At 57.2% G+C, this 23,084-nt stretch carries 18 protein-coding genes and 1 other annotated feature; of the genes, 11 read left to right on the top strand and 7 right to left on the bottom strand.

The window, feature by feature from the left end; all coding sequences use genetic code 11:
• Positions 1-8: 8 nt before the first annotated feature.
• Entirely contained in the window at positions 9-3,353 is a 3,345-nt protein-coding gene (gene mscK, locus PGS10_RS11945) for a mechanosensitive channel MscK (RefSeq protein WP_045393525.1), read from the top strand.
• 37 nt (positions 3,354-3,390) lie between these two features.
• On the opposite strand, the gene rsmS is transcribed toward mscK, so the two are convergent.
• The gene (gene rsmS, locus PGS10_RS11940; RefSeq protein WP_015704613.1) at positions 3,391-3,564 is read right to left on the bottom strand and encodes a pleiotropic regulatory protein RsmS; all 174 of its coding nucleotides are present in this window, start codon (positions 3,562-3,564) and stop codon (positions 3,391-3,393) included.
• A 12-nt stretch (positions 3,565-3,576) separates the two neighbouring features.
• Positions 3,577-4,104: a primosomal replication protein N'' gene (priC, locus tag PGS10_RS11935; RefSeq protein WP_316422991.1), complete on the bottom strand. Its 528-nt coding sequence runs from the start codon at positions 4,102-4,104 to the stop codon at positions 3,577-3,579.
• A gap of 69 nt (positions 4,105-4,173) precedes the next feature.
• Here priC and PGS10_RS11930 point away from each other — a divergent pair, with 69 nt between their 5' ends.
• The 9 genes from PGS10_RS11930 to PGS10_RS11890 all read left to right on the top strand — a co-directional run bounded on the left by PGS10_RS11930 (position 4,174) and on the right by PGS10_RS11890 (position 13,630).
• Positions 4,174-4,551 (top strand): DUF454 family protein, encoded by a 378-nt coding sequence (locus tag PGS10_RS11930; protein WP_316422990.1) that lies wholly within the window; start codon positions 4,174-4,176, stop codon positions 4,549-4,551.
• 150 nt (positions 4,552-4,701) lie between these two features.
• Positions 4,702-5,253 (top strand): adenine phosphoribosyltransferase, encoded by a 552-nt coding sequence (gene apt / locus PGS10_RS11925; RefSeq protein WP_045393521.1) that lies wholly within the window; start codon positions 4,702-4,704, stop codon positions 5,251-5,253.
• Between the two features lie 92 nt (positions 5,254-5,345).
• Positions 5,346-7,256: a DNA polymerase III subunit gamma/tau gene (gene dnaX, locus PGS10_RS11920; RefSeq protein WP_316422988.1), complete on the top strand. Its 1,911-nt coding sequence runs from the start codon at positions 5,346-5,348 to the stop codon at positions 7,254-7,256.
• Positions 6,589-6,653, top strand: a sequence feature (DnaX frameshifting element). It overlaps the preceding gene by 65 nt.
• A 56-nt stretch (positions 7,257-7,312) precedes the next feature.
• Positions 7,313-7,645 carry a YbaB/EbfC family nucleoid-associated protein gene (locus tag PGS10_RS11915; protein ID WP_008805448.1) on the top strand — a complete coding sequence of 111 codons (333 nt, stop codon included), beginning with the start codon at positions 7,313-7,315 and terminating at the stop codon, positions 7,643-7,645.
• The gene (gene recR, locus PGS10_RS11910; protein ID WP_015367906.1) at positions 7,645-8,250 is read left to right on the top strand and encodes a recombination mediator RecR; all 606 of its coding nucleotides are present in this window, start codon (positions 7,645-7,647) and stop codon (positions 8,248-8,250) included. Before PGS10_RS11915 ends, recR begins: the two co-directional genes overlap by 1 nt.
• 114 nt (positions 8,251-8,364) lie before the next feature.
• Positions 8,365-10,239, top strand: coding sequence for a molecular chaperone HtpG (htpG, locus tag PGS10_RS11905; protein ID WP_316422986.1), 1,875 nt, complete (start codon positions 8,365-8,367; stop codon positions 10,237-10,239).
• A 287-nt stretch (positions 10,240-10,526) separates the two neighbouring features.
• The gene (gene adk, locus PGS10_RS11900) at positions 10,527-11,171 is read left to right on the top strand and encodes an adenylate kinase (protein WP_015367904.1); all 645 of its coding nucleotides are present in this window, start codon (positions 10,527-10,529) and stop codon (positions 11,169-11,171) included.
• Between the two features lie 128 nt (positions 11,172-11,299).
• Entirely contained in the window at positions 11,300-12,262 is a 963-nt protein-coding gene (gene hemH, locus PGS10_RS11895) for a ferrochelatase (RefSeq protein WP_316422983.1), read from the top strand.
• Positions 12,263-12,325: 63 nt separating this feature from the next.
• Entirely contained in the window at positions 12,326-13,630 is a 1,305-nt protein-coding gene (locus tag PGS10_RS11890; RefSeq protein ID WP_015367902.1) for an inosine/guanosine kinase, read from the top strand.
• Positions 13,631-13,669: 39 nt separating this feature from the next.
• Here PGS10_RS11890 and ybaL read toward each other — a convergent pair whose 3' ends face one another.
• Positions 13,670-15,346 (bottom strand): YbaL family putative K(+) efflux transporter, encoded by a 1,677-nt coding sequence (gene ybaL / locus PGS10_RS11885; protein WP_015367901.1) that lies wholly within the window; start codon positions 15,344-15,346, stop codon positions 13,670-13,672.
• Positions 15,347-15,581: 235 nt separating this feature from the next.
• Complete coding sequence (locus tag PGS10_RS11880; protein WP_045393513.1) at positions 15,582-16,802, bottom strand: MFS transporter; 1,221 nt, start codon at positions 16,800-16,802, stop codon at positions 15,582-15,584.
• 369 nt (positions 16,803-17,171) lie between these two features.
• Here PGS10_RS11880 and ushA point away from each other — a divergent pair, with 369 nt between their 5' ends.
• Positions 17,172-18,824, top strand: a complete 1,653-nt coding sequence (gene ushA, locus PGS10_RS11875; protein ID WP_063416585.1) for a bifunctional UDP-sugar hydrolase/5'-nucleotidase UshA — start codon at positions 17,172-17,174, stop codon at positions 18,822-18,824.
• Between the two features lie 88 nt (positions 18,825-18,912).
• Here ushA and ybaK read toward each other — a convergent pair whose 3' ends face one another.
• From ybaK to copA, 3 genes are all read right to left on the bottom strand, one after another.
• Complete coding sequence (ybaK, locus tag PGS10_RS11870) at positions 18,913-19,392, bottom strand: Cys-tRNA(Pro)/Cys-tRNA(Cys) deacylase YbaK (RefSeq protein ID WP_015367897.1); 480 nt, start codon at positions 19,390-19,392, stop codon at positions 18,913-18,915.
• Between the two features lie 201 nt (positions 19,393-19,593).
• Positions 19,594-20,388, bottom strand: coding sequence for a TraB/GumN family protein (locus PGS10_RS11865; protein ID WP_047078637.1), 795 nt, complete (start codon positions 20,386-20,388; stop codon positions 19,594-19,596).
• 132 nt (positions 20,389-20,520) lie between these two features.
• Positions 20,521-23,022, bottom strand: a complete 2,502-nt coding sequence (copA, locus tag PGS10_RS11860) for a copper-exporting P-type ATPase CopA (protein ID WP_047049497.1) — start codon at positions 23,020-23,022, stop codon at positions 20,521-20,523.
• Between the last annotated feature and the right edge of the window lie 62 nt (positions 23,023-23,084).

Here is a 23,084-nt window from a genome sequence, read left to right as displayed (position 1 = left end):
TTAATACTATGCAGCATACAAATCGTTGGCCTCATGCTATTTCCACCATTGTCTTTGCACTGGTCCTTATAGTTGGCACTCTGAGCTTCAGCCAGGTTCAGGCTGCAGATTTACCTGACCGTTCTGACATTCAAAGCCAGCTCACTACGTTAAATAAGCAAAAAGAACTCACGCCGCAGGAAAAATTAGTTCAGCAGGACCTGACCCAGACTTTAGAAACGCTCGATAAGATTGAACGTATAAAGTCTGAAACTGTGCAACTGCGTCAGCAGGTTGAACAAGCGCCGGCGAAAATGCGTCAGGCGGTAGACAGCCTGAATGCGCTGAGCGACGTTCCTGATGATGAAGTCACCCGTAAAACCCTGAGCACGTTGTCGCTGCGACAGCTAGAGTCGCGCGTGTCGCAGGCGCTCGACGACCTGCAAAGCGCGCAGAACGATCTGGCGACCTACAACAGCCAGTTGGTCTCGCTGCAGACGCAGCCGGAACGCGTGCAGAACGCGATGTATTCCGCCTCTCAGCAATTACAGCAAATTCGTAACCGTCTCAACGGCACCGCGCCGGGCGAAGAGACGCTGCGCCCGACGCAGCAGGGGCTGTTGCTGGCGCAGCAGGCGTTGCTGAACGCGGAAATCGAACAGCAGCGTAAGAGCCTGGAAGGCAATACCGTCCTGCAGGATACGCTGCAGAAACAGCGCGACTACGTCACCGCCCATAGCAACCGGCTAGAACATCAGCTGCAACTGTTGCAGGAAGCGGTGAACAGCAAGCGACTGACGCTCACCGAGAAAACCGCTCAGGAAGCGGTCTCGCCGGAGGAGACCTCGCGGATCCAAAATAACCCGCTGGTCAAGCAGGAGCTTGAAGTTAACCACCAGCTCAGCGAAAAGCTGATTCAGGCGACGGAAAACGGCAACCAGCTGGTGCAGCGTAATATCAGAGTGAAAAACTGGCTCGACCGCGCGCTGCAGTCCGAACGCGATATCAAAGAGCAGATTTCCGTATTGAAAGGCAGCCTGCTGCTGTCGCGTATCCTCTATCAGCAGCAGCAAACGTTGCCATCAGCAGACGAGCTGCAGGATATGACCAACCGCATTGCCGATCTGCGCCTGGAGCAGTTTGAGGTTAACCAGCAGCGCGATGCGTTATTCCAGAGCGATGCCTTTGTGGCAAAGCTGGAAGAAGGCCATAGCAGCGAAGTCACGCCTGAAGTTCACGACGCCCTGTTGGAAGTGGTGGACATGCGCCGTGAATTGCTCGACCAGTTTAACAAACAGCTGGGGAACCAGTTGATGATGGCCATCAACCTGCAGATTAACCAGCAGCAGTTGATGAGCGTCTCCAGCAATCTGAAATCGATCTTGACCCAGCAGATTTTCTGGGTGAACAGCAATAAGCCGATGGATTGGGAGTGGATTAAATCCTTCCCGGAAGCGCTGAAAGGCCAGTTCAAATCGATGAAAATCACCGTCAACTGGGAAAAAGCCTGGCCGGCGGTGTTTATCGCATTCCTTGCCGGGCTGCCGCTGCTACTGATTGCCGGTCTGATCCGCTGGCGCCTGCAGTGGCTGCGCGATTACCAGGCGAAGCTGGCCTCTCAGGTAGGTCAGTTACGCAACGATACCCAGCTCAACACGCCAAAAGCGATCCTGATTGATTTGATCAGAGCGCTGCCGGTGGTGCTGCTCATCCTCGCCGTCGGGCTTATCCTGCTGACCATGCAGCTGAATGTCAGCAACCTGCTGTGGGCTTACAGTAAGAAACTGGCAATGTTCTGGCTGGTGTTCGGCCTGTGCTGGAAGGTACTGGAAAAAGATGGCGTGGCGGTGAAGCATTTCAATATGCCCGCGCAGCTGACCAGCCACTGGCGGCGGCAGATCGTCCGCGTCAGCCTGGCGCTGCTGCCGCTGAATTTCTGGTCGGTCGTCTCTGAGCTCTCTCCGCTTAATTTGATGGACGACGTACTGGGGCAGTTCGTTATTTTCGTCAACCTGCTGCTGATTGCGGTGCTGGTGTGGCCGATGTGCCGCGAAAGCTGGCGTGACAAAGAGTCGCATAGCCTGCGCCTGCTAACGGTGACCGTGCTGTCGATTGTGCCCGTCGCGCTGATGGTCCTCACGGCGACCGGTTACTTCTATACCACGCTGCGTCTGGCTGGCCGCTGGATTGAGACCGTCTATCTGGTGATGATGTGGAACCTGCTGTACCAGACCGTGCTGCGCGGCCTGAGCGTGGCGGCGCGGCGTATTGCCTGGCGTCGGGCGCTGGCGCGTCGCCAGCATCTGGTGAAAGAAGGGGCGGAGGGCGCCGAACCGCAGGAAGAGCCGACGATCGCGCTCGAACAGGTTAACCAGCAAACGCTACGTATCACCATGCTGGTGATGGTGGCGCTGTTCGCGGTGATGTTCTGGGCGATTTGGTCCGATCTGATTACCGTGTTCGCCTATCTCGACAGTATTACGCTCTGGCACTACAACGGCACCGAGGCCGGAGCCAGCGTGGTGAAAAGCGTAACCATGGGCAGCCTGTTGTTTGCGATTGTCGCCTCGATGGTCGCCTGGGCGCTGATTCGCAACTTGCCAGGCCTGCTGGAAGTGCTGGTGCTGTCGCGTCTTAATATGCGCCAGGGCGCCTCCTATGCCATAACGACGATCCTTAACTACGCGATTATCGCCATCGGCGCGATGACGGTATTCGGCTCGTTAGGCGTATCGTGGGATAAACTGCAGTGGCTGGCCGCAGCGCTGTCGGTTGGTTTAGGTTTCGGCTTACAGGAGATCTTCGGTAACTTCGTTTCCGGTCTGATCATTCTCTTCGAACGCCCGGTGCGTATCGGCGATACGGTGACTATCGGCACCTTCTCCGGCACCGTCAGTAAGATCCGCATTCGCGCGACGACCATCACCGACTTCGATCGCAAAGAGGTGATCATTCCGAACAAGGCCTTCGTGACCGAACGGCTGATCAACTGGTCGCTCTCCGATACCATCACCCGCGTGGTGATCCGCCTGGGTGTGGCCTACGGATCCGATCTCGATAAAGTGAAAGAGGTGCTGCTGCAGGCGGCGCATGAACATCCGAAAGTGATGCAGGAACCGGCGCCGTCGGTCTTCTTTACCACCTTCGGCGCCAGCACGCTGGATCATGAACTGCGCCTCTACGTGCGTGAACTGCGCGATCGCAGCTACGCGGTGGACGAATTGAACCGTTCGATCGATCGCCTGTGCCGTGAAAACAATATCGATATTGCCTTCAACCAGCTGGAAGTTCATCTGCGTAACGAGAAGGGAGATGAAGTGACGGAAGTGAAGCGCGATAATAAAGGGGATGATACGGCGCCAGACGTCGCATAATCGCTAATCGGGGCGGCATATGCCGCCCCGAATCGTTTTATTCTTCTGACAAAGGCGCGTCAGGTTGGGCGTTTTTCAGTTTGTTTTCATAGTCGCGCTTAATAATATCCAACGCTCCCAGCACCGTTTTTGCGCTGACCCGGTTTTCCTCCAGCAACATGATTAAATCGACGGCCAGTTTGACTTCGTCTGGTGCATTTTCCAGCGACATAATCCTCTCCTGTTAGCGCGTTAAACGCGCCAGTACGTTTTCAATATTTTCCAGCGCATCGCGACAGCGGGCCAGGCGCCCGGCATAGGCCTCGACCTCTTTGGTCAGCCGCTGCTGTTCGGCAAGGGTTGTTGCCGACGCCAGCTGACGTTGACGACCGTTGCGCATCGCCAGCAGGCGGCGCTCATACTCCTGGTGCTGCAGGCGGCGGCGTTGCCAGCGGTTTAGCGTCGGCGAGGCGCTATCCCAGTGGCGTAACGACCAGGTCGCCGTCTCGCGGCTAATGGCGGCAATCTGCGCTACCAGCCGTTCGGCAAGCCAGGCGACCTGGGGCAGATGCTGATGTTCGACGGCATGCTGGAGCTCGGTAAAATTATGCCGCGCTTCGTCAAGGTAAGCCTGCATCTGCGTGTCGCGGGTACGGAACAGCTGGCGGTCGAAACGCGGGCTCAGCGTGGCGTGATTGGCGAACGGCGCCACCTGAAGCGCCAGCTCGGCCAGCTGACTTTCCAGCGTTTGTAAAAGCCGGGTTGTTTTCAAATAACTCCTCCATTCCCTACTCAGCAACTGTGCTACAGTAGCGACATCTGCTTGATAACGATTCGCATTATGCCACGTATTATTTTAATCATCATTGGCTGGCTGGCGGTAGTGCTGGGGACGCTGGGCGTCTTCTTACCGCTGTTACCAACAACGCCATTTATTCTACTTGCCGCGTGGTGTTTTGCCCGCTCGTCGCCGCGCTTTCACCACTGGCTACTTTATCGCTCGTGGTTTGGCGGCTATCTTCGCCACTGGCAGCAGTACCGGGCGATGCCGCCGGGGACCAAGCCGCGAGCCATTATCATGATTTTACTGACCTTTGCCATTTCTCTGTGGCTGGTTAAGCTTATGTGGGTGCGCATCCTGCTGCTGGCGATCCTCGCCTGCCTGCTGATATTTATGTGGCGCATTCCGGTGGTTGACGCAAAGCAACAAAAGCACTGATGCGCAATAATGCCTGTTGCAATTGTTGGCGACAGCCAGTAAATTCTGGCGTTTTCGAGCGCGGGTAAGCCTGGTCAAAGGTTAAACAAATGTTTCTTTGGCCCATTTTGCACGCCCGTGGGTAACACCGTTTCAATCAGGCATAAACTTATGACCGCAACTGCACAGCAGCTTGAATATCTGAAGAACAGCATCCAAAGCGTCCAGGATTATCCGAAACCGGGCATCCTTTTCCGCGATGTCACCAGCTTGCTGGAAGACCCTAAAGCCTACGCGCTTAGCATTGAACTGCTAACCGAGCGTTATAAAGACGCCGGCATCACCAAAGTGGTGGGGACCGAAGCGCGTGGTTTTCTGTTCGGCGCCCCGGTTGCGTTGGCGCTGGGCGTTGGCTTTGTTCCGGTTCGTAAGCCGCGCAAGTTGCCGCGCGAAACCATCGCCGAAAGCTATGAGCTTGAATATGGCACCGATCAGCTGGAAATCCACGTTGATGCCATTAAAGAAGGCGATAAAGTGCTGGTCGTTGACGACCTGCTGGCGACCGGCGGCACCATTGACGCCACCGTGAAGCTGATTCGTCGCCTGGGCGGCGAAGTTCACGATGCCGCTTTTATTATCAATCTTTTCGATCTGGGCGGCGAACAGCGCCTGGAAAAACTGGGTATCCACTGCTTTAGCCTGGTGCCTTTCCCGGGCCACTAAGCAAATCCCGACACATAGCCTCGCCGATCCGGCGGGGCTGTGATAGCATTACCCCCTCGTGAATTCACCTTCCAGCGTTTCAGAGCCAGCCCATGAGTTATCAGGTCTTAGCCCGTAAATGGCGCCCACAAACCTTTGCTGACGTCGTCGGCCAGGAACATGTGCTGACCGCACTGGCGAACGGCTTATCGTTAGGGCGCATCCATCACGCATATCTCTTTTCCGGCACCCGCGGAGTAGGGAAAACCTCCATCGCCCGGCTGTTGGCGAAGGGGTTAAACTGCGAAAGCGGTATTACCGCGACGCCGTGCGGCGTCTGCGACAACTGTCGCGAAATAGAACAAGGCCGCTTTGTCGATCTGATCGAGATCGATGCCGCCTCGCGCACCAAAGTGGAAGACACCCGCGATCTGCTGGATAACGTTCAGTATGCGCCGGCCCGCGGCCGCTTCAAGGTCTACCTGATCGATGAAGTGCACATGCTGTCGCGCCACAGCTTCAACGCGTTATTAAAAACGCTGGAGGAGCCGCCCGCGCACGTCAAATTCCTGCTGGCGACTACCGATCCGCAAAAGCTGCCGGTGACGATTTTATCCCGCTGCCTGCAGTTCCACCTCAAGGCGCTGGATGTCGAACAGATCCGCCATCAGCTTGAACACATTCTTGGCGAAGAGCAGATCGCGTTTGAGCCGCGCGCGCTGCAGCTGCTGTCGCGCGCCGCGGATGGCAGCCTGCGCGATGCGTTAAGTCTGACCGATCAGGCGATCGCCAGCGGCGATGGCCGCTTAAGCGCACAGTCCGTCAGCGAAATGCTCGGCACCCTCGACGACGATCAGGCGCTATCCTTGATAGAAGCGCTGGTAGCCGCCGACGGCGAGCGCGTGATGGCAGGCGTCAGCGACGCCGCTGCGCGCGGCGTTGAGTGGGAAGCGCTGCTGGTGGAAATGCAAAGTCTGCTGCACCGTATCGCGATGGTCCAGCTCTCGCCATCGGCGCTGGGGGCGGATATGGCCGCCGTCGAGCTACGAATGCGCGAACTGGCGCGTACCGTGCCGCCGGCCGACGTTCAGCTTTACTATCAGACGCTGCTGATTGGCCGTAAAGAGCTGCCTTATGCGCCGGACCGGCGTATGGGCGTTGAGATGACGCTGCTGCGCGCGCTGGCGTTTCATCCTCGCCAGCCGCTGCCAGAGCCGGAAGTGAAGCCCGTTCAGGTTCCAACCTCTGCGCCGGTACAACAAGCGGCACCGCCCGTATCGTCGCCATCAGCGCCGCCGCAGAATCTGCCGCAAAGCACCAGCCAGGTGCTGGCGGCGCGCAGTCGGCTGCAGCGAACCCCGGGAGCGACCACCCCAAAAAAGAGTGAACCGGCAGCCGCATCCCGCGCGCGGCCGGTGAATAACGCTGCGCTGGAACGACTGAGTTCGATTACCGAGCGCGTACAGGCTCGTCCGGCGGCGGCCGCGCTTGAGCAGGCCCCGGCGAAGAAAGAAGCCTACCGCTGGAAATCGACGGCGCCGGTTGAAGAAACCCAGGTCGAGGTCGCCACGCCGAAAGCGCTGAAAAAGGCGCTGGAGCATGAAAAAACGCCAGAACTGGCGGCGAAACTGGCGGTTGAAGCGGTCGAGCGCGATAGCTGGGCGGCGGAAGTGAGCCAACTGGCGGTACCGAAATTGGTTGAGCAGGTCGCGCTGAACGCGTGGAAAGAGCAGGACGGCAATCGCATTTGCCTGCATCTGCGCCCCAGTCAGCGGCATCTTAATTCCGCCGGCGCACAGCAGAAACTGGCCGAAGCGCTGGGCGTGTTGTACGGCGCGCCGGTTGAATTGACCATCGTTGAAGACGATAATTCGGCGATGCGCACGCCGCTGGAGTGGCGGCAGGCAATTTATGAAGAGAAGCTCGCGCAGGCGCGCGAGGCGATTATTGCGGATAACAACATCCAGACCCTGCGGAGATTCTTCGATGCCGATCTGGATGAAGAGAGTATCCGACCCATTTGATCGCCAGTCGGACTGGCGATCGGTACCTTAACGATGACTTACTGAGAGAGAAGCCTATGTTTGGTGGAAAAGGCGGCCTGGGTAACCTGATGAAACAGGCCCAGCAGATGCAAGACAAAATGCAGAAAATGCAGGAAGAGATCGCGCAGCTGGAAGTGACCGGTGAGTCCGGCGCGGGTCTGGTAAAAGTGACCATCAACGGCGCGCACAACTGCCGTCGCGTGGAAATCGACCCAAGCCTGCTGGAAGACGACAAAGAGATGCTGGAAGATCTGGTGGCTGCCGCGTTCAATGATGCCGCGCGCCGCATTGAAGAGACCCAGAAAGAGAAAATGGCCTCCGTTTCTGCCGGCATGCAGCTGCCGCCAGGCTTCAAGATGCCGTTCTGATGCAAACCAGCCCGCTGTTAACTCAGCTTATGGAAGCGCTGCGCTGTCTGCCGGGCGTTGGCCCGAAGTCGGCGCAGCGCATGGCGTTTACGCTACTGCAGCGCGATCGCAGCGGCGGTATGCGTCTGGCGCAGGCGCTGACGCGCGCGATGTCGGAAATCGGCCACTGCGCCGATTGCCGCACCTTCACCGAGCAGGAGGTGTGCAATATTTGCAGCAATCCGCGTCGTCAGGAAAACGGTCAGATCTGCGTGGTGGAGAGTCCGGCGGACATTTACGCCATTGAGCAGACCGGGCAGTATTCCGGCCGCTACTTCGTGCTGATGGGCCACCTGTCGCCGCTTGACGGTATCGGGCCGGATGACATCGGGCTCGATCGCCTCGAACAGCGTCTTGAAGCGGAGTCGATAAGCGAGCTGATCCTCGCCACCAACCCAACCGTTGAAGGCGAGGCGACGGCCAACTACATCGCTGAGCTCTGCGCGCAGTATGGCGTTGACGCCAGCCGCATCGCCCACGGCGTACCGGTTGGCGGGGAGCTGGAAATGGTCGACGGCACCACGCTGTCGCACTCTCTCGCAGGCCGCCACAAGATTATTTTCTGAACAAATGGAGGCTGCGTTCGCCGCCTCCGCTTGAAAAATCCCACCTCTATCCCCATCTCCTCCCCAACACGTTATTTCCATTAATAATAAATGGCATTGTTGAGGTCGACTTACATGAAAGGACAAGAAACCCGTGGTTTCCAGTCAGAAGTGAAACAGCTTCTGCACCTGATGATCCATTCTCTTTATTCCAACAAAGAAATCTTCCTGCGCGAGCTCATCTCTAACGCCTCGGATGCGGCGGATAAGCTGCGTTTCCGCGCGCTGTCCCAGCCGGATCTGTATGAAGGCGACGGCGAGCTGCGCGTACGCGTATCGTTTGATAAAGACAACCGCACGCTGACTATCGCCGATAACGGTATTGGTATGAACCGCGATGAGGTTATTGACCATCTCGGCACCATCGCCAAATCCGGCACCAAGGCGTTCCTCGAATCGATGGGCTCCGATCAGGCGAAAGACAGCCAGCTGATCGGCCAGTTCGGCGTCGGCTTCTATTCGGCCTTTATCGTTGCCGACAAAGTCACCGTGCGCACCCGCGCCGCGGGCGACAAGCCGGAGAACGGCGTGTTCTGGGAATCCGCTGGCGAAGGCGAATATACCGTTGCCGATATCACCAAAGCCGATCGTGGAACTGAAATTACGCTGCATCTGCGTGAAGGCGAAGACGACTTCCTCAACGACTGGCGCGTGCGCTCGATCATCAGCAAATATTCTGATCATATCGCGCTGCCGGTTGAGATTGAAAAACGCGAAGAAGTGGACGGCGAAACCGTTATTTCGTGGGAGAAAATCAACAAGGCGCAGGCGCTGTGGACCCGCAGCAAGTCTGAAGTCAGCGATGACGAATACAAAGAATTCTATAAGCATATTGCCCATGATTTCAGCGATCCGCTGACCTGGAGCCACAACCGCGTCGAAGGTAAGCAGGAGTATACCAGCCTGCTGTATATTCCGTCGCAGGCGCCATGGGATATGTGGAACCGCGATCATAAGCACGGCCTGAAGCTGTACGTGCAGCGCGTCTTCATCATGGATGACGCCGAGCAGTTTATGCCGAACTACCTGCGTTTCGTGCGCGGCCTGATAGACTCCAACGACCTGCCGCTGAACGTGTCGCGTGAAATCCTGCAGGATAGCAACGTCACCCGCAACCTGCGTACCGCGCTGACCAAACGCGTGCTGCAGATGCTGGAAAAGCTGGCGAAAGACGACGCCGAAAAATATCAGACCTTCTGGAAACAGTTCGGCCTGGTGCTGAAAGAAGGCCCGGCGGAAGATGCCTCCAACCAGCAAGCCATTGCTAAGCTTCTGCGCTTCGCCACTACTCATACCGATTCTTCCGCGCAGACCGTGTCGCTGGAAGAGTACGTCTCGCGCATGAAAGAAGGGCAGGAGAAGATCTACTACATCACCGCCGACAGCTATGCGGCGGCGAAGAGCAGCCCGCATCTCGAGCTGCTGCGTAAGAAAGGTATCGAAGTTCTGCTGCTGTCCGATCGCATTGACGAGTGGATGATGAGCTACCTGACCGAGTTCGACGGTAAAGCGTTCCAGTCGGTCGCTAAAGCCGACGAGTCGCTGGAGAAACTGGCGGACGAAGTTGACGAATCCGCCAAAGAAGCTGAAAAAGCGCTGGAGCCGTTCGTTGAGCGCGTGAAAGGCCTGCTGGGCGAGCGCGTGAAAGAGGTACGTCTAACGCATCGTCTGACCGACACTCCGGCGGTTGTAACCACCGATGCCGACGAAATGAGCACCCAGATGGCGAAGCTGTTCGCCGCTGCCGGTCAGGCGGCGCCGGAAGTGAAATACATCTTCGAGCTGAACCCGGCGCATCCACTGGTCAAACGCGCCGCCGATACCCAGGACGACGCGCAGTTTGGCGAGTGGGTTGAGCTGCTGCTGGATCAGGCGCTGCTGGCGGAACGCGGCACGCTGGAGGATCCTAACCAGTTCATCCGTCGTATGAACCAGCTGCTGGCGTCCTAAGCTTTACCCTCACCCTAACCCTCTCCCTAAAGGGAGAGGGGACTGCTCGCAGCTGGGGGCTTTTTCTCCCTCTCCCTAAAAGAGAGAGAGGACTGCTCGCAGCTGGGGGCCTTTTCTCCCTCTCCCTGCGGGAGAGGGCCGGGGTGAGGGCCTTAATCTTCCCCAACCGTAAAATATCTCACCATTAACCGTTTCAGCCGCACCGCCTTCCTTGAGCCATGGCCGTTCTGGTGGTATGGTTTAGCGTTTTTTGAAAAATTGAAACGACATTTGAGGGGATTTTCGTAATGCGTATTATTCTGCTTGGCGCTCCGGGCGCGGGTAAAGGAACTCAGGCTCAGTTCATCATGGAGAAATACGGTATTCCGCAAATCTCCACCGGCGACATGCTGCGCGCCGCGGTAAAATCCGGCTCCGAGCTCGGTAAACAAGCGAAAGACATTATGGATGCCGGCAAACTGGTGACCGATGAGCTGGTCATCGCGCTGGTGAAAGAGCGTATCGCCCAGGAAGATTGCCGTAACGGTTTCCTGCTGGACGGCTTCCCGCGCACTATCCCGCAGGCTGACGCTATGAAAGAAGCCGGCATCGCCGTTGACTACGTTCTGGAGTTCGCGGTACCGGACGAACTGATCGTCGATCGTATCGTGGGCCGCCGCGTACACGCCGCTTCCGGCCGCGTCTATCACATCAAATTCAACCCGCCGAAGGTGGAAGGTAAAGACGACGTGACCGGCGAAGAGCTGACCACCCGTAAAGACGATCAGGAAGAAACCGTACGTAAGCGTCTGGTGGAATACCATCAGATGACTGCGCCGCTGATCGGCTACTATCAGAAAGAAGCGCAGGCGGGTAACACCCAGTACGCGAAAGTCGACGGCACTAAAGCGGTGGCTGACGTGCGCGCCGATCTGGAAAAAATCCTCGGCTAATTAAGCCCTTTCTCATCCTGCTGCGGCAGGATGAGAACACCTCTCATTTCTACCTTTTGCTATGATTGGTTCCGTTTAACGCCATTTACGCTACAATTGTCAGCGATTCAAATGGTTAAGAGGCGGTAATGCATCAGACGAAAACAGGTATTTTGCTAGCCAATTTAGGCACTCCCGATGCGCCCACGCCCGACGCGGTGAAGCGCTATCTGCGACAATTTCTTAGCGACAAACGGGTAGTGGATACGCCTCGTCTGCTGTGGTGGCCGCTGCTGCGCGGCATCATACTGCCGATTCGCGCTCCCCGCGTGGCGAAGCTCTATCAGTCCGTATGGATGGCGGAAGGCTCGCCGTTGATGGTGTATAGCCGTCAGCAGCAGCAGGCGCTGGCGGCCAGATTACCGGATGTCCCGGTGGCCCTGGGGATGAGCTACGGCACGCCGTCACTGGCAAGCGCTGTCGATGAGCTACTGGCCCATGATGTTGACCATATCGTGGTATTGCCGCTGTATCCGCAATATTCGTGTTCTACCGTGGCGGCGGTATGGGATGAGCTGGCGCGGATCCTCGCGAAAAAGCGCGCTATTCCGGGCGTTTCGTTTATCCGCGACTATGCCGATAATGCTGACTATATCCACGCCCTGGCGGCAAGCGTGCGCGCTTCGTTCGCCGTTCACGGCGAACCGGATGTGCTGCTGCTCTCCTATCACGGTATTCCGCAACGCTACGCCCATGAGGGCGATGATTACCCTCAGCGCTGCCGGGTAACCACTCGCGAGCTGGTCTCAGTGCTCGGGCTGCCGCCGGAGCGGGTGATGATGACCTTCCAGTCGCGCTTTGGCCGCGAACCCTGGTTGACGCCATACACCGACGAAACGCTAAAAATGCTTGGCGAAAAGGGCACACAGCACGTTCAGGTTATCTGTCCGGGCTTCTCCGCTGACTGTCTGGAAACGCTGGAAGAAATCGCGGTGCAAAACCGGGAAATTTTCCTTGAGGCTGGCGGTAAGCAATATGAGTATATTCCGGCGCTTAATGCCGATCCGGCGCATATTGAAATGATGGTGAACCTGACCGCGTCGTATCGCTGATCGCGCGCGTAGCGGGGAATATGCTACTATTCCCCGCTTGTTCCCTGTCATTAAATCGCCACTATGAAATTTCCCGGTAAACGCAAATCTAAACACTATTTCCCCGTTAGCGCTCGCGATCCGCTGCTGCAACAAATTCAGCCAGAAAATGAGTCCAACGTCTCCTGGGTGGTTGGCATCGACCAGACGTTGGTGGATATCGAAGCGAAAGTGGATGAGGCGTTTATCGTACGCTACGGTCTGAGCGCCGGTCATTCGCTGGTGATTGAAGATGATGTCGCCGAAGCGCTGTATCAGGAACTGGTACGCGACGGCCTGATCACCCATCAATTTGCCGGTGGCACCATTGGCAATACCATGCACAACTACTCGGTACTGGCTGACGACCGCTCGGTGCTGCTCGGCGTGATGTGCAGCAATATTGAGATCGGCGGCTACGCTTATCGCTACCTGTGCAATACCTCCAGCCGTACCGATCTCAACTACCTGCAGGGCGTCGATGGCGCTATTGGCCGCTGTTTTACGCTGATTAGCGATAGCGGCGAACGTACCTTTGCCATCAGTCCTGGCCACATGAACAAACTGCGTCCGGAAAGCATTCCGGAAGAGGTGATCGCCGGCGCTTCCGCGCTGGTGCTGACCTCCTACCTGGTGCGCTGTAAGCCGGGCGAGCCGATGCCGGACGCGACGATGAAAGCCATTGAGTATGCCAAAAAGCATGACGTGCCGGTGGTGCTGACGCTGGGCACGAAATACGTGATTGCCGACAACCCGCAATGGTGGCAGCAGTTCCTCAAGGAACACGTTTCGATTCTGGCGATGAATGAAGAGGAAGCGGAAGCGCTGACCGGTATCGCCGACCCGCTCACCGCGGCGGATAAAGCGCTGGACTGGGTCGACCTGGTGCTGTGCACCGCAGGTCCGGCGGGCCTGTATATGGCGAGCTTCACCGAAGAGGAAGCGAAGCGTAAAACGCAGCATCCGCTCCTGCCGGGGGCGATTGCCGAGTTCAACCAGTATGAATTCAGCCGCGCGATGCGCCATCAGGATTGCGTTAATCCGCTGCGTATCTATTCGCACATCGCGCCTTATATGGGCGGCCCGGAGAAGATCATGAACACCAATGGCGCAGGGGACGGCGCGCTGGCGGCGTTGTTGCATGATATCACCGCCAATAACTACCATCGTAATAACGTGCCGAACTCCAGCAAACATAAGTGCAAATGGCTGACCTACTCATCGCTGGCGCAGGTGTGCAAATACGCCAACCGCGTCAGCTATCAGGTGCTGAATCAGCATTCACCGCGTTTAACCCGCGGCCTGCCGGAGCGGGAAGATAGCCTGGAAGAGGCCTACTGGGACCGTTAATCCCGCGATAAAAGTACGCCCCGCGAGCGGGGCGTCGTATCAACCGGTAACAATCTCGCCAGCCGGCGGCGTTTCCAGCAGACGTAACATCGCCCGCGCGATTTCGCGTTCCCCCATCACCACCTGATTGGCTCCGCGTTCGGTAATATAATCGACCTCATCGTCGTAATGGGCGCGGGCGATAATCTCAATGTTCGGGCATTTTTCCCGCGCTGAGGCGACAATTTCACCGGCTTCATAGCCGTTAGGAATGGTCAGCAGCAGCCAGCGGGCGCAGTCGAGATGCGCCAGATTCATGATTTCTTCGTTGGCGGCATTGCCCAACACGGCGCTGATGCCGCGTTCGCGTAGCTCATCCACGCGGGTGCGGGAGGTTTCAATCACCACCAGCGGGATCCCCTGGGCCATTAGTTTCTCGCCAAGCAGGCTGCCGACGCGGCCAAAGCCGACCAGCAGCGCATGGTTGCAGATATCCACAGGCACCTGTTTTTCGTCTTCCAGCACCTCTTCCAGCGTCTGTTCGTCGAGGGTTTCGGTTTTATCGAGATATTTTTCCAGCAGGGTAAACAGCACCGGGTTGAGCATAATCGAAATTATCGCCCCGGCCAGCACCAGGTTCTGCCCGGCCTGCGGCAGCAGATCCAGCGCCATGCCGAGACCGGCAAGGATAAAGGCGAATTCCCCGATTTGCGCCAGGCTGGCGGCGATGGTCAGGGCGGTACGCGGCGAGTGGCCGAACATACGTACCAGGAAGAAGGCGGCGGCGGATTTACCAAAAATGATAATCGCCAGCGTTGCCAGCACCGCCAGCGGCTGTTCGACCAGAATCATCGGGTCAAACAGCATCCCGACGGAGACGAAGAATAGCACCGCGAAAGCGTCGCGTAGCGGCAGCGTATCGTGAGCGGCGCGGTGGCTGAGTTCGGATTCGTTAAGCACCATCCCGGCGAAGAATGCGCCGAGGGCGAAGGAGACGTCGAACAGCTCAACGGCGCCGAAGGCGATGCCGAGCGCCAGCGCCAGCACCGACAGGGTAAACAGTTCGCGGGAGCCGGTTGCCGCGCTGCGCGACATGATCCACGGCACCAGACGGCGTCCCACCAGCATCATAATGGCGATAAAGGCGACCACTTTACCGATGGTAATGCCCATGTCGAGCGCCAACGACGCCAGCCCGACATCGCCTTTTTCGACCATCCCGGCGATAGCGGGCAGCAGCACCAGCGTCAGTACCATCACTAAATCTTCAACGATCAGCCAGCCGATGGCGATTTGCCCACGCTGGCTATCAATAAGCTGCCGTTCCTCCAGCGCGCGCAGCAGCACCACGGTACTGGCGGTGGAAAGACACAGGCCAAAGACGATGCCGGTCATCAGCGACCAGCCGAGCAGGGAAGAGAGCGCCATCCCGAGCAGCGTCGCCACGGCTATCTGGGCGATGGCGCCGGGAATGGCTATCGACTTTACCGCCATGAGATCTTTCAGCGAAAAGTGCAGCCCGACGCCAAACATCAGCAAGATGACGCCGAGTTCGGCCAGTTCAGGCGCAAGTTTAGTATCAGCAACAAAACCAGGAGTAAATGGACCGGCCAGCACGCCCGCTAATAAATATCCTACCAGTGGTGAAATACGTAGCTTATTGGCAATCATGCCGAGGATAAAGGCGAGCACAAGGCCGCCGACAATGGTGGTGATTAGCGGTGTTGCGTGATGCATTCCGTCTCCTTGCGTGTGGTGAGCCGATCCATTTTCGCTACTTAAAGCAAAAAACCGATTAATAGTTTATGACACTTTTGCTCGTTTTGTTTATGAATAATTATTGAAATTTGCGAAAAATTGGAATTACGGCAGAAAAAAGCACAGACAGGAAAATGGCGGCAGGTCATGGTGAGGTAATGCTGATGAGATAAGGGATTGCGGCGGCCAAACTTTCACTTTGGCCGCCAGATACTCAGGCTTTTTGATGGTTATTAGGCAGGAATATCGTCAGAATGCCGAGAAGCGGCAGGAAAGCACAGATTTTATAGACCAGATCGATGCTGGTATGGTCGGCTAACAACCCCAACACCGCGGCGCCAAGGCCGCCCATGCCAAACGCGAATCCGAAGAACAGGCCGGAAACCATACCGATTCTCCCCGGCAACAGCTCCTGGGCATAGACCAGAATAGCGGAAAAGGCTGATGCGAGGATAAAACCAATTATCACGGTCAGGATCCCGGTCCATTCGAGCGATGCGTACGGTAAAATGAGGGTAAATGGCGCCACGCCGAGGATAGAGCCCCAAATTACATATTTACGACCAATTTTATCGCCAACTGGCCCGCCAATCACCGTTCCTGCGGCCACCGCGAACAGGAAGGCGAACAAGTGAAGCTGGGCGTTTTGCACCGATAATCCGAACTTGTGCATCAGATAAAAGGTGTAATAGCTGCTAATACTCGCCATGTAGAAGTATTTGGAGAAAATCAGCATTAACAGGATGCAGACGGCCAGGATAACCTTGTTACGCGGCAGAGGATTAACGATAACCGGCTTCGGCTTGCCTTTATTCATCCTATGTTGCGCGGCGTACCAGCGGCTGATTTGCGACAGCACGACGATCGCCAGCAGCGCGGCCAGCACGAACCAGGCGACGTTGCCTTTGCCGTAGGGGGCGATAATCACCGCCGCCAGCAGCGGCCCCAGCGAGCTGCCGAAGTTGCCGCCAACCTGGAATAGCGATTGCGCCAGACCGTGACGGCCGCCGGAGGCCATCCGCGCCACGCGCGAGGATTCCGGATGGAAGACCGAAGAGCCGGTGCCGACAAGCGCAGCGGCCAGCAGTACCATGCCGAAGCTACCGGCCAGCGCTAACAGAATTAAGCCGCAGAGGGTGAAACACATCCCTACCGGTAATGACCACGGCATCGAGCGTTTATCGGTGATGTAACCAATCACCGGCTGGAATAGCGATGACGTCAGCTGGAAGGTGAGGGTGATCATGCCGATCTGCACGAAGGTTAACGAGAACTCCGCCTGCAGTAGCGGATAAATCGCCAGGATGAGCGATTGGATCATATCGTTTAGCAGATGGGAGAGGCTGATTGCCCCCAGGATGCCAAATGAGGTGCGCGCTTTTTGCGGCGGCGCGCCGGTACCGGGTAAGGATTGAGCGGATTGGTTGGTTGTCATAGGTTCACTTCAGCGAGTTCTATTTGTTGTAGAGAATGCAGGTTGATACCCTAAATAATTCGAGTTGCAAGAAGGCGGCGACACAGAGAATCCCCAGGAGCTTACTCTAGTAAGTGACTGGGGTGAGCGAGGACAAATTCGTCAGGAACGAATTTGAACGCAGTTCACTGCGCCCGTAAGGGCGAGGCCCAGGGATGGGCCGAGTTATTGCCAACGCACATGCAACTTGAAGTATGACGGGTAGAATTATTATCAGACTAACATACCTGTCCCTAAGGTTTGAAGGAAGTCGCAATTCTGAAAACATATTTGTCAAAGCGGCTGACTCGCTATACTTTCGGCACTTGTTATTAAGTCAGGGAGTGAAACATGCATTATTTAAAACGCGGCGTGGCGCTGGCGTTATTCGCCGCCTTATCGCTGGGCAGCCTGTCAGCGCAGGCCTATGAGCAGGACAAAACCTATAAAATCACCATCCTGCACACCAACGACCACCACGGTCATTTCTGGCGCAACGACTACGGCGAATATGGCCTTGCGGCGCAGAAGACGCTGGTGGACGGTATTCGCAAAGAGGTGGCGGCCGAAGGCGGTAGCGTCCTGCTGCTGTCCGGCGGCGATATCAATACCGGGGTGCCAGAATCCGATTTACAGGATGCTGAACCCGATTTTCGCGGCATGAACCTGATTGGCTACGATGCCATGGCGGTGGGCAACCATGAGTTTGATAACCCGCTCAGCGTGCTGCGCCAGCAGGAGAAGTGGTCGAAGTTCCCGTTCCTGTCGGCCAATATCTATCAGAAAAGTACCGGCGAGCGCCTGTTTAAACCCTGGGCGCTGTTTAAGCGCGGCGGGCTGAACATTGCGGTGATTGGCTTAACGACCGACGATACGGCGAAAATCGGCAACCCGGAATATTTCACCGATATCGAATTCCGTAATCCGGCGGCGGAAGCCAAGCTGGTGATTCAGGAACTGCAGCAAAATGAAAAGCCGGACGTGATTCTGGCGACCACCCACATGGGCCACTATGACAACGGTAATCACGGCTCTAACGCGCCTGGAGACGTTGAAATGGCGCGGAGTTTACCAGCGGGATCGCTGGCGATGATCGTCGGCGGCCATTCGCAGGATCCGGTCTGCATGGCGTCGGAGAATAAAAAGCAGGTCGATTATGTCCCCGGTACCCCGTGCGCGCCGGATCGCCAGAATGGCATCTGGATCGTGCAGGCGCACGAGTGGGGGAAATATGTCGGCCGCGCCGATTTTGAATTCCGCAACGGTGAGATGAAGCTGGTGCACTATCAGCTGATCCCGGTCAACCTGAAGAAGAAAGTCACCTGGGATAACGGTCAGAGCGAGCGCGTGTTGTATACGCCGCAAATTGCCGAAAACCCGCAGATGCTCTCGCTGTTAACGCCATTCCAGAATAAAGGCAAGGCGCAGTTACAGGTGAAAATAGGTAGCGTCAACGGCCATCTTGAAGGCGATCGCAGCAAAGTCCGCTTCGTACAAACCAATATGGGGCGCCTGCTGCTGGCGGCGCAGATGGCGCGCAGCAATGCTGATTTCGCGGTGATGAGCGGCGGCGGTATTCGCGACTCCATCGAAGCGGGTGATATTACCTATAAAGACGTGATGAAAGTGCAGCCGTTCGGCAACGTGCTGACTTACGTCGATATGAGTGGTAAAGAGGTGATTGAGTACCTGACCGCCGTCGCGCAGATGAAGCCGGATTCCGGCGCTTATCCGCAGTTCGCCAACGTCAGTTTCGTTGCCAAAGATGGCAAGCTTAACGATCTGAAAATCAAAGGCGAACCGGTGGATCCGGCGAAAACTTACCGTATGGCGACGCTGAGCTTTAACGCCACCGGCGGCGACGGCTACCCGCACATCGATAAAAAACCGGGATACGTAAATACCGGCTTTATCGATGCCGAAGTGCTGAAAGAGTACATCGAGAAGAACTCGCCTCTGGATGCGGCAGCCTACGAGCCGAAAGGCGAGGTCAGCTGGCAGTAAGCCTGGGCTTCAGGTTGGCTATTCATACCGTGGCTACCCGTTGGGTAGCCCGGATAAGGCGCGTGCGCCGCTATCCGGGATAGTGTGCTCAATCGCGGCGGGCGATATCGGCGAACTTCGCGTCCAGAAGCTTCGCCAGATCGCTTGCCGCCAGTTCGATATCGAGCCCGCGTTTGCCGCCGGAAATATAGATGGTGGCAAACTCCTGCGCCGGGGCATCAATCACCGTCGGCAGGCGCTTTTTCTGCCCAAGCGGGCTGATGCCGCCGACCAGGTATCCGGTGATCCGCTGCGCGACCATTGGGTCGGCCATATCTACCTTCTTGGCGCCCAGCGCTTTGGCCACTTTCTTCAAATCCAGCTGTCCGGCAACCGGGGTGACGGCGACCGCCAGATGTTTCATATCGCCGTTAACGGCCACTAATAGCGTCTTGTAAACCTGATCCGCATTGAGCCCCAGCTTGCGAACCACTTCATCGCCAAAATTGGTCTCTTGAGGATCGTGTTCGTAGCTGTGGATCTGAAAGGTAATTTTGTTTTTTTCGAGTAATTTAACGGCGGGAGTCATAGTAATCCTTCTTACCAACCGACCTAACGTATGACCAGCATACGCGTGAGGGTTGTATAAAAAATAGTACCATCTTGCGCAATAGTATTGGCAGTGATGGTCACTTTGAGCGACAATCAGACGATCCGGGATGTATATCCCGGGATAATAATAATGATGAAATTCCTCTTTGACGGGCCAATAGCAATATTGGCCATTTTTTTACGTCAACATATCCGGCAGGTTCCCTTCGCCATACAGATGCAGCGCGCCGACGGCGACCACGTAACGCCCCGGCGGTAGGGCAAGCAGCGTGTCGCGCCAGGCCACATTGCGCTGATGCATCAACACATCATATAAGGACTGGCTGAAGGTCGTCGGCAGCGTTTCCGCGCCGCGCGACGGCGGTTGCTCCAGCCACCAGCCAATCATGACCTGCAGTAAACGGGCGTTGGTGCGCCAGTGGGTCAGCGTATCTTCCAGCAGCGCCTTACCGCCGTCTGGCAGATTGCGCAGGAGCGCGATTTGGCTATCGGCGCCTTCCAGCTCCATCACCCTTATGTTGCTCTCGCGAGCGGCCATCAGCAACTGGTAATCAATACCGTAATCGGGGCGTAACCCTAGCTTTTGCGCCTGAGTAGCTTGTAGCACCATCGCTACCTGCCATAGCGGCTGGCTATCGAAAAGATCGACCGATAAACCCAGCTCGCCGGCGCGTGAGCGTAATTCTGCTAATTGTGTTTCGCTCAGACGTTCAGCCAGCGGTGGATAAGAGGGGAGATTACTGAAAGGCGTTTCATTACCGGTGATGTCCGCTTCGACGATTAAGGCGTCGGCCTGACGTATCTTTTTCAGTAACTTAGCCGGCGGCGGCGCCATGTCGCGGGTGCCCATATGGATGCTGCCGACGAGGTGTAAATAACGTTCGCCGGGCAGGACGATATCCATTGCAGGCCAGGAATAAGACGAGCCGACGGCGGCTCGCCACAGCATTTTTATTCGGTTTAACAGGCCCATACGCGCTCCGAAGTGTGAGGCATTCATGCTAGCGCATATGGTGGTGGCCGTCATCTTTCCCGCGGTTTTTTATTGTCGCCAGGAAATAAACGGGCGCTGAGTAACCTCAGCGCCCGTTTTCCGGTGACTGCGCTAATCTTTCGGTTTAAAGCGCAGCAGGCGATTAGCGTTACTGACCACGGTGATTGACGACAGCGCCATTGCCGCGCCGGCGACCACCGGGTTCAGCAGGGTACCGGTCAGCGGCCAGAGGATCCCGGCGGCAATCGGGATGCCCAGTGAGTTGTAAACAAATGCGCCCAGCAGGTTCTGTTTCATGTTGCGTAACGTCGCTTTCGAAATCGCTAAAGCATCGGCCACGCCGTTAAGGCTATGGCGCATCAGGGTGATCGCCGCGGTCTCAATGGCGACATCGCTGCCGCCGCCCATGGCGATACCAACATCCGCCTGCGCCAGCGCCGGGGCGTCATTAATACCGTCGCCGACCATCGCCACTTTGTGCCCCTGGCTCTGCAGACGTTTAATGGCGTCGGCTTTACCGTCCGGCAGCACGCCGGCGATCACTTCATCAATGCCCGCTTCTTTGGCGATGGCATTGGCGGTGGTCGGGTTATCCCCGGTGAGCATTACCAGACGATAGCCCTGCCGATGCAGGCGCGCCAGCGCGTCGACGCTATCTTCACGTAGCGGGTCGCGGATGGCGAACAGCGCCGCGGCCTGACCATCGATCGCCAGCAGTACCGGCGTGGCGCCGCGCGAGGCCTGTGTCGTCATCTCGCTTTCCAGTTCCGCGGTGGCGATATGCTGCTCGTTAAGCAGCGCCTGGTTGCCGAGCAGCAGTCGATGACCTTCCGCTTCACCGCTGACGCCAAGCCCGCGCAGGGTACGGAAGCCGCTTACTTCCGGTAAAGTGCTGTCGGCGGCTTTATCGAGGATCGCCCGCGCCAGCGGATGGCTTGAGCCTTGCTCGAGCGCGGCGGCAAGACGCACCGCGGTTGTTTCATCAAACCCTGCGAAGGTTTTCACGGCCACCACCTGCGGCTTGCCTTCGGTCAGGGTACCGGTTTTATCGAACACCAGGGTGTCGAGTTCACTGGCGCGCTGCAGAGCATCGGCGTCACGCACCAGCACGCCGTATTCCGCCGCCCGGCCGACGCCGGAAATAATCGACATCGGCGTCGCCAGGCCCAATGCGCATGGACAGGCGATAATCAGTACCGTGGTGGCAATGACCAGGGTATAGACGATTTGCGGCGCCGGGCCGAAGAAGTACCAGATACCGGCGCTAATCAGCGCAATGGCTACCACTGCCGGAACAAATACCGCAGAGATTTTATCTGCCAGTTGGCCGATTTCCGGTTTGCTACTTTGCGCCTGGCGCACCATGCGAATAATCCGCGCCAGCGTGGTCTGGCTGCCGACGGCGCTGGCGGTAAACAGCACGCTGCCGTCCTGCACCACGGTACCGGCATGAATGGCGTCGCCATCGCCTTTTTGCTGCGGTACCGGTTCGCCGGTGAGCATGGCTTCATCAAACCAGGCTTCGCCCTGGCTTATCACGCCGTCAACCGGAACGCGATCGCCAGTGGTCAGACGCAGCGTCATACCCGCCTCAACTTCCGCGAGCGGCAGATCTTTCTCGCCTTCAGCCGTCACGACGCGTGCCGAAGGCGGCGTCAGGTCGAGCAGTTTTTCCAGCGCTTTCGAGGAGCGCTGGCGCGCGCGGGCTTCCAGCATATGGCCGAGGTTGATAAGACCAATGATCATCGCGCTGGCTTCGTAATACAGGTGGCGCGCTTCCATCGGGAACCACTGCGGCCACAGGTTGACGCTCATGGAGTACAGCCAGGCCACCCCGGTTCCCAGCGCCACCAGCGTATCCATGGTGGCGGTGCCGTTTTTCAGGCTTTTCCAGGCGCTGCGGTAGAAGTGACCGCCAGCGAAGACCATCACCGCGAGGGTGATGAGGCCGATGACCAGCCACAGCGATCGATTGTCGTCGCTGACCATCATGTTATCGCCAATCATGCCCCAGACCATGACCGGCACGCCGACCAGCAGGGCGACAATCGCCTGCCAGCGAAAACGTTTCATGGTGGCGATGGCGGTTTCCTGCTGCCGTTCGCGGCGTTTCAGATCGTCTTCGATAGCCTCCGCGCCGTAGCCGGCTTTTTCCACCGCCTGCACTAATTCTGCGGCGGACGCGCTGCCCATCACCAGCGCAGTGCGTTCCGCCAGGTTTACCCGCGCCTGTGAGACTCCCGGCACCGCGGCAAGCGCGTTTTGTACCCGGGAAACGCAGCTGGCGCAGCTCATGCCGTTGATCAGCAGCTGTTGACTGTCATCCTCGTCATGGGCTGCCGGAAGCTCGGGAGTGGCCGCTGTCAGTGCTTCCGACGGGATTGATGATTCTGCCAGCGGTTTAGCCTTTGGGTGGCTGAGCTCCGCGCCGTATCCGGCTTGTTTGATGGTCTCAATCAGGGCTTCAGCGCTGGCGCTGCCCGTGACGTGGGCTTCGGTAACGGTAACCTCCGCCTGTTCAACGTCGGGACGCTGTTCCAGGCTCTCTTTCACGCGTTTAACGCAGTGGCCGCAGGAGAGGCCATCAAGCGTCAGGTCGATAGTGTTAGACATAAATAACTCCTGAATAATTTCCGGTTAATGATTGACCGAACACACTCTTTCATCGAGTATTA

Source organism: Klebsiella sp. 141153 (assembly GCF_032601995.1).
In the GTDB taxonomy this organism is placed as follows: Bacteria; Pseudomonadota; Gammaproteobacteria; order Enterobacterales; family Enterobacteriaceae; genus Klebsiella; species Klebsiella aerogenes.
This window is presented reverse-complemented; position numbering and strand designations above follow the sequence as displayed.

Bases quoted from the DNA above. Each gene is read 5' to 3' on its own strand.
- PGS10_RS11890 (WP_015367902.1), top strand. From the start codon at position 12,326: ATGAAATTTCCCGGTAAACGCAAATCTAAACACTATTTCCCCGTTAGC.
- ybaL (WP_015367901.1), bottom strand. From the start codon at position 15,346: ATGCATCACGCAACACCGCTAATCACCACCATTGTCGGCGGCCTTGTG.
- ybaK (WP_015367897.1), bottom strand. From the start codon at position 19,392: ATGACTCCCGCCGTTAAATTACTCGAAAAAAACAAAATTACCTTTCAG.
- mscK (WP_045393525.1), top strand. From the start codon at position 9: ATGCAGCATACAAATCGTTGGCCTCATGCTATTTCCACCATTGTCTTT.
- copA (WP_047049497.1), bottom strand. From the start codon at position 23,022: ATGTCTAACACTATCGACCTGACGCTTGATGGCCTCTCCTGCGGCCAC.
- ushA (WP_063416585.1), top strand. From the start codon at position 17,172: ATGCATTATTTAAAACGCGGCGTGGCGCTGGCGTTATTCGCCGCCTTA.
- rsmS (WP_015704613.1), bottom strand. From the start codon at position 3,564: ATGTCGCTGGAAAATGCACCAGACGAAGTCAAACTGGCCGTCGATTTA.
- PGS10_RS11865 (WP_047078637.1), bottom strand. From the start codon at position 20,388: ATGGGCCTGTTAAACCGAATAAAAATGCTGTGGCGAGCCGCCGTCGGC.
- apt (WP_045393521.1), top strand. From the start codon at position 4,702: ATGACCGCAACTGCACAGCAGCTTGAATATCTGAAGAACAGCATCCAA.
- PGS10_RS11930 (WP_316422990.1), top strand. From the start codon at position 4,174: ATGCCACGTATTATTTTAATCATCATTGGCTGGCTGGCGGTAGTGCTG.
- recR (WP_015367906.1), top strand. From the start codon at position 7,645: ATGCAAACCAGCCCGCTGTTAACTCAGCTTATGGAAGCGCTGCGCTGT.
- dnaX (WP_316422988.1), top strand. From the start codon at position 5,346: ATGAGTTATCAGGTCTTAGCCCGTAAATGGCGCCCACAAACCTTTGCT.
- PGS10_RS11880 (WP_045393513.1), bottom strand. From the start codon at position 16,802: ATGACAACCAACCAATCCGCTCAATCCTTACCCGGTACCGGCGCGCCG.
- adk (WP_015367904.1), top strand. From the start codon at position 10,527: ATGCGTATTATTCTGCTTGGCGCTCCGGGCGCGGGTAAAGGAACTCAG.
- hemH (WP_316422983.1), top strand. From the start codon at position 11,300: ATGCATCAGACGAAAACAGGTATTTTGCTAGCCAATTTAGGCACTCCC.
- PGS10_RS11915 (WP_008805448.1), top strand. From the start codon at position 7,313: ATGTTTGGTGGAAAAGGCGGCCTGGGTAACCTGATGAAACAGGCCCAG.
- htpG (WP_316422986.1), top strand. From the start codon at position 8,365: ATGAAAGGACAAGAAACCCGTGGTTTCCAGTCAGAAGTGAAACAGCTT.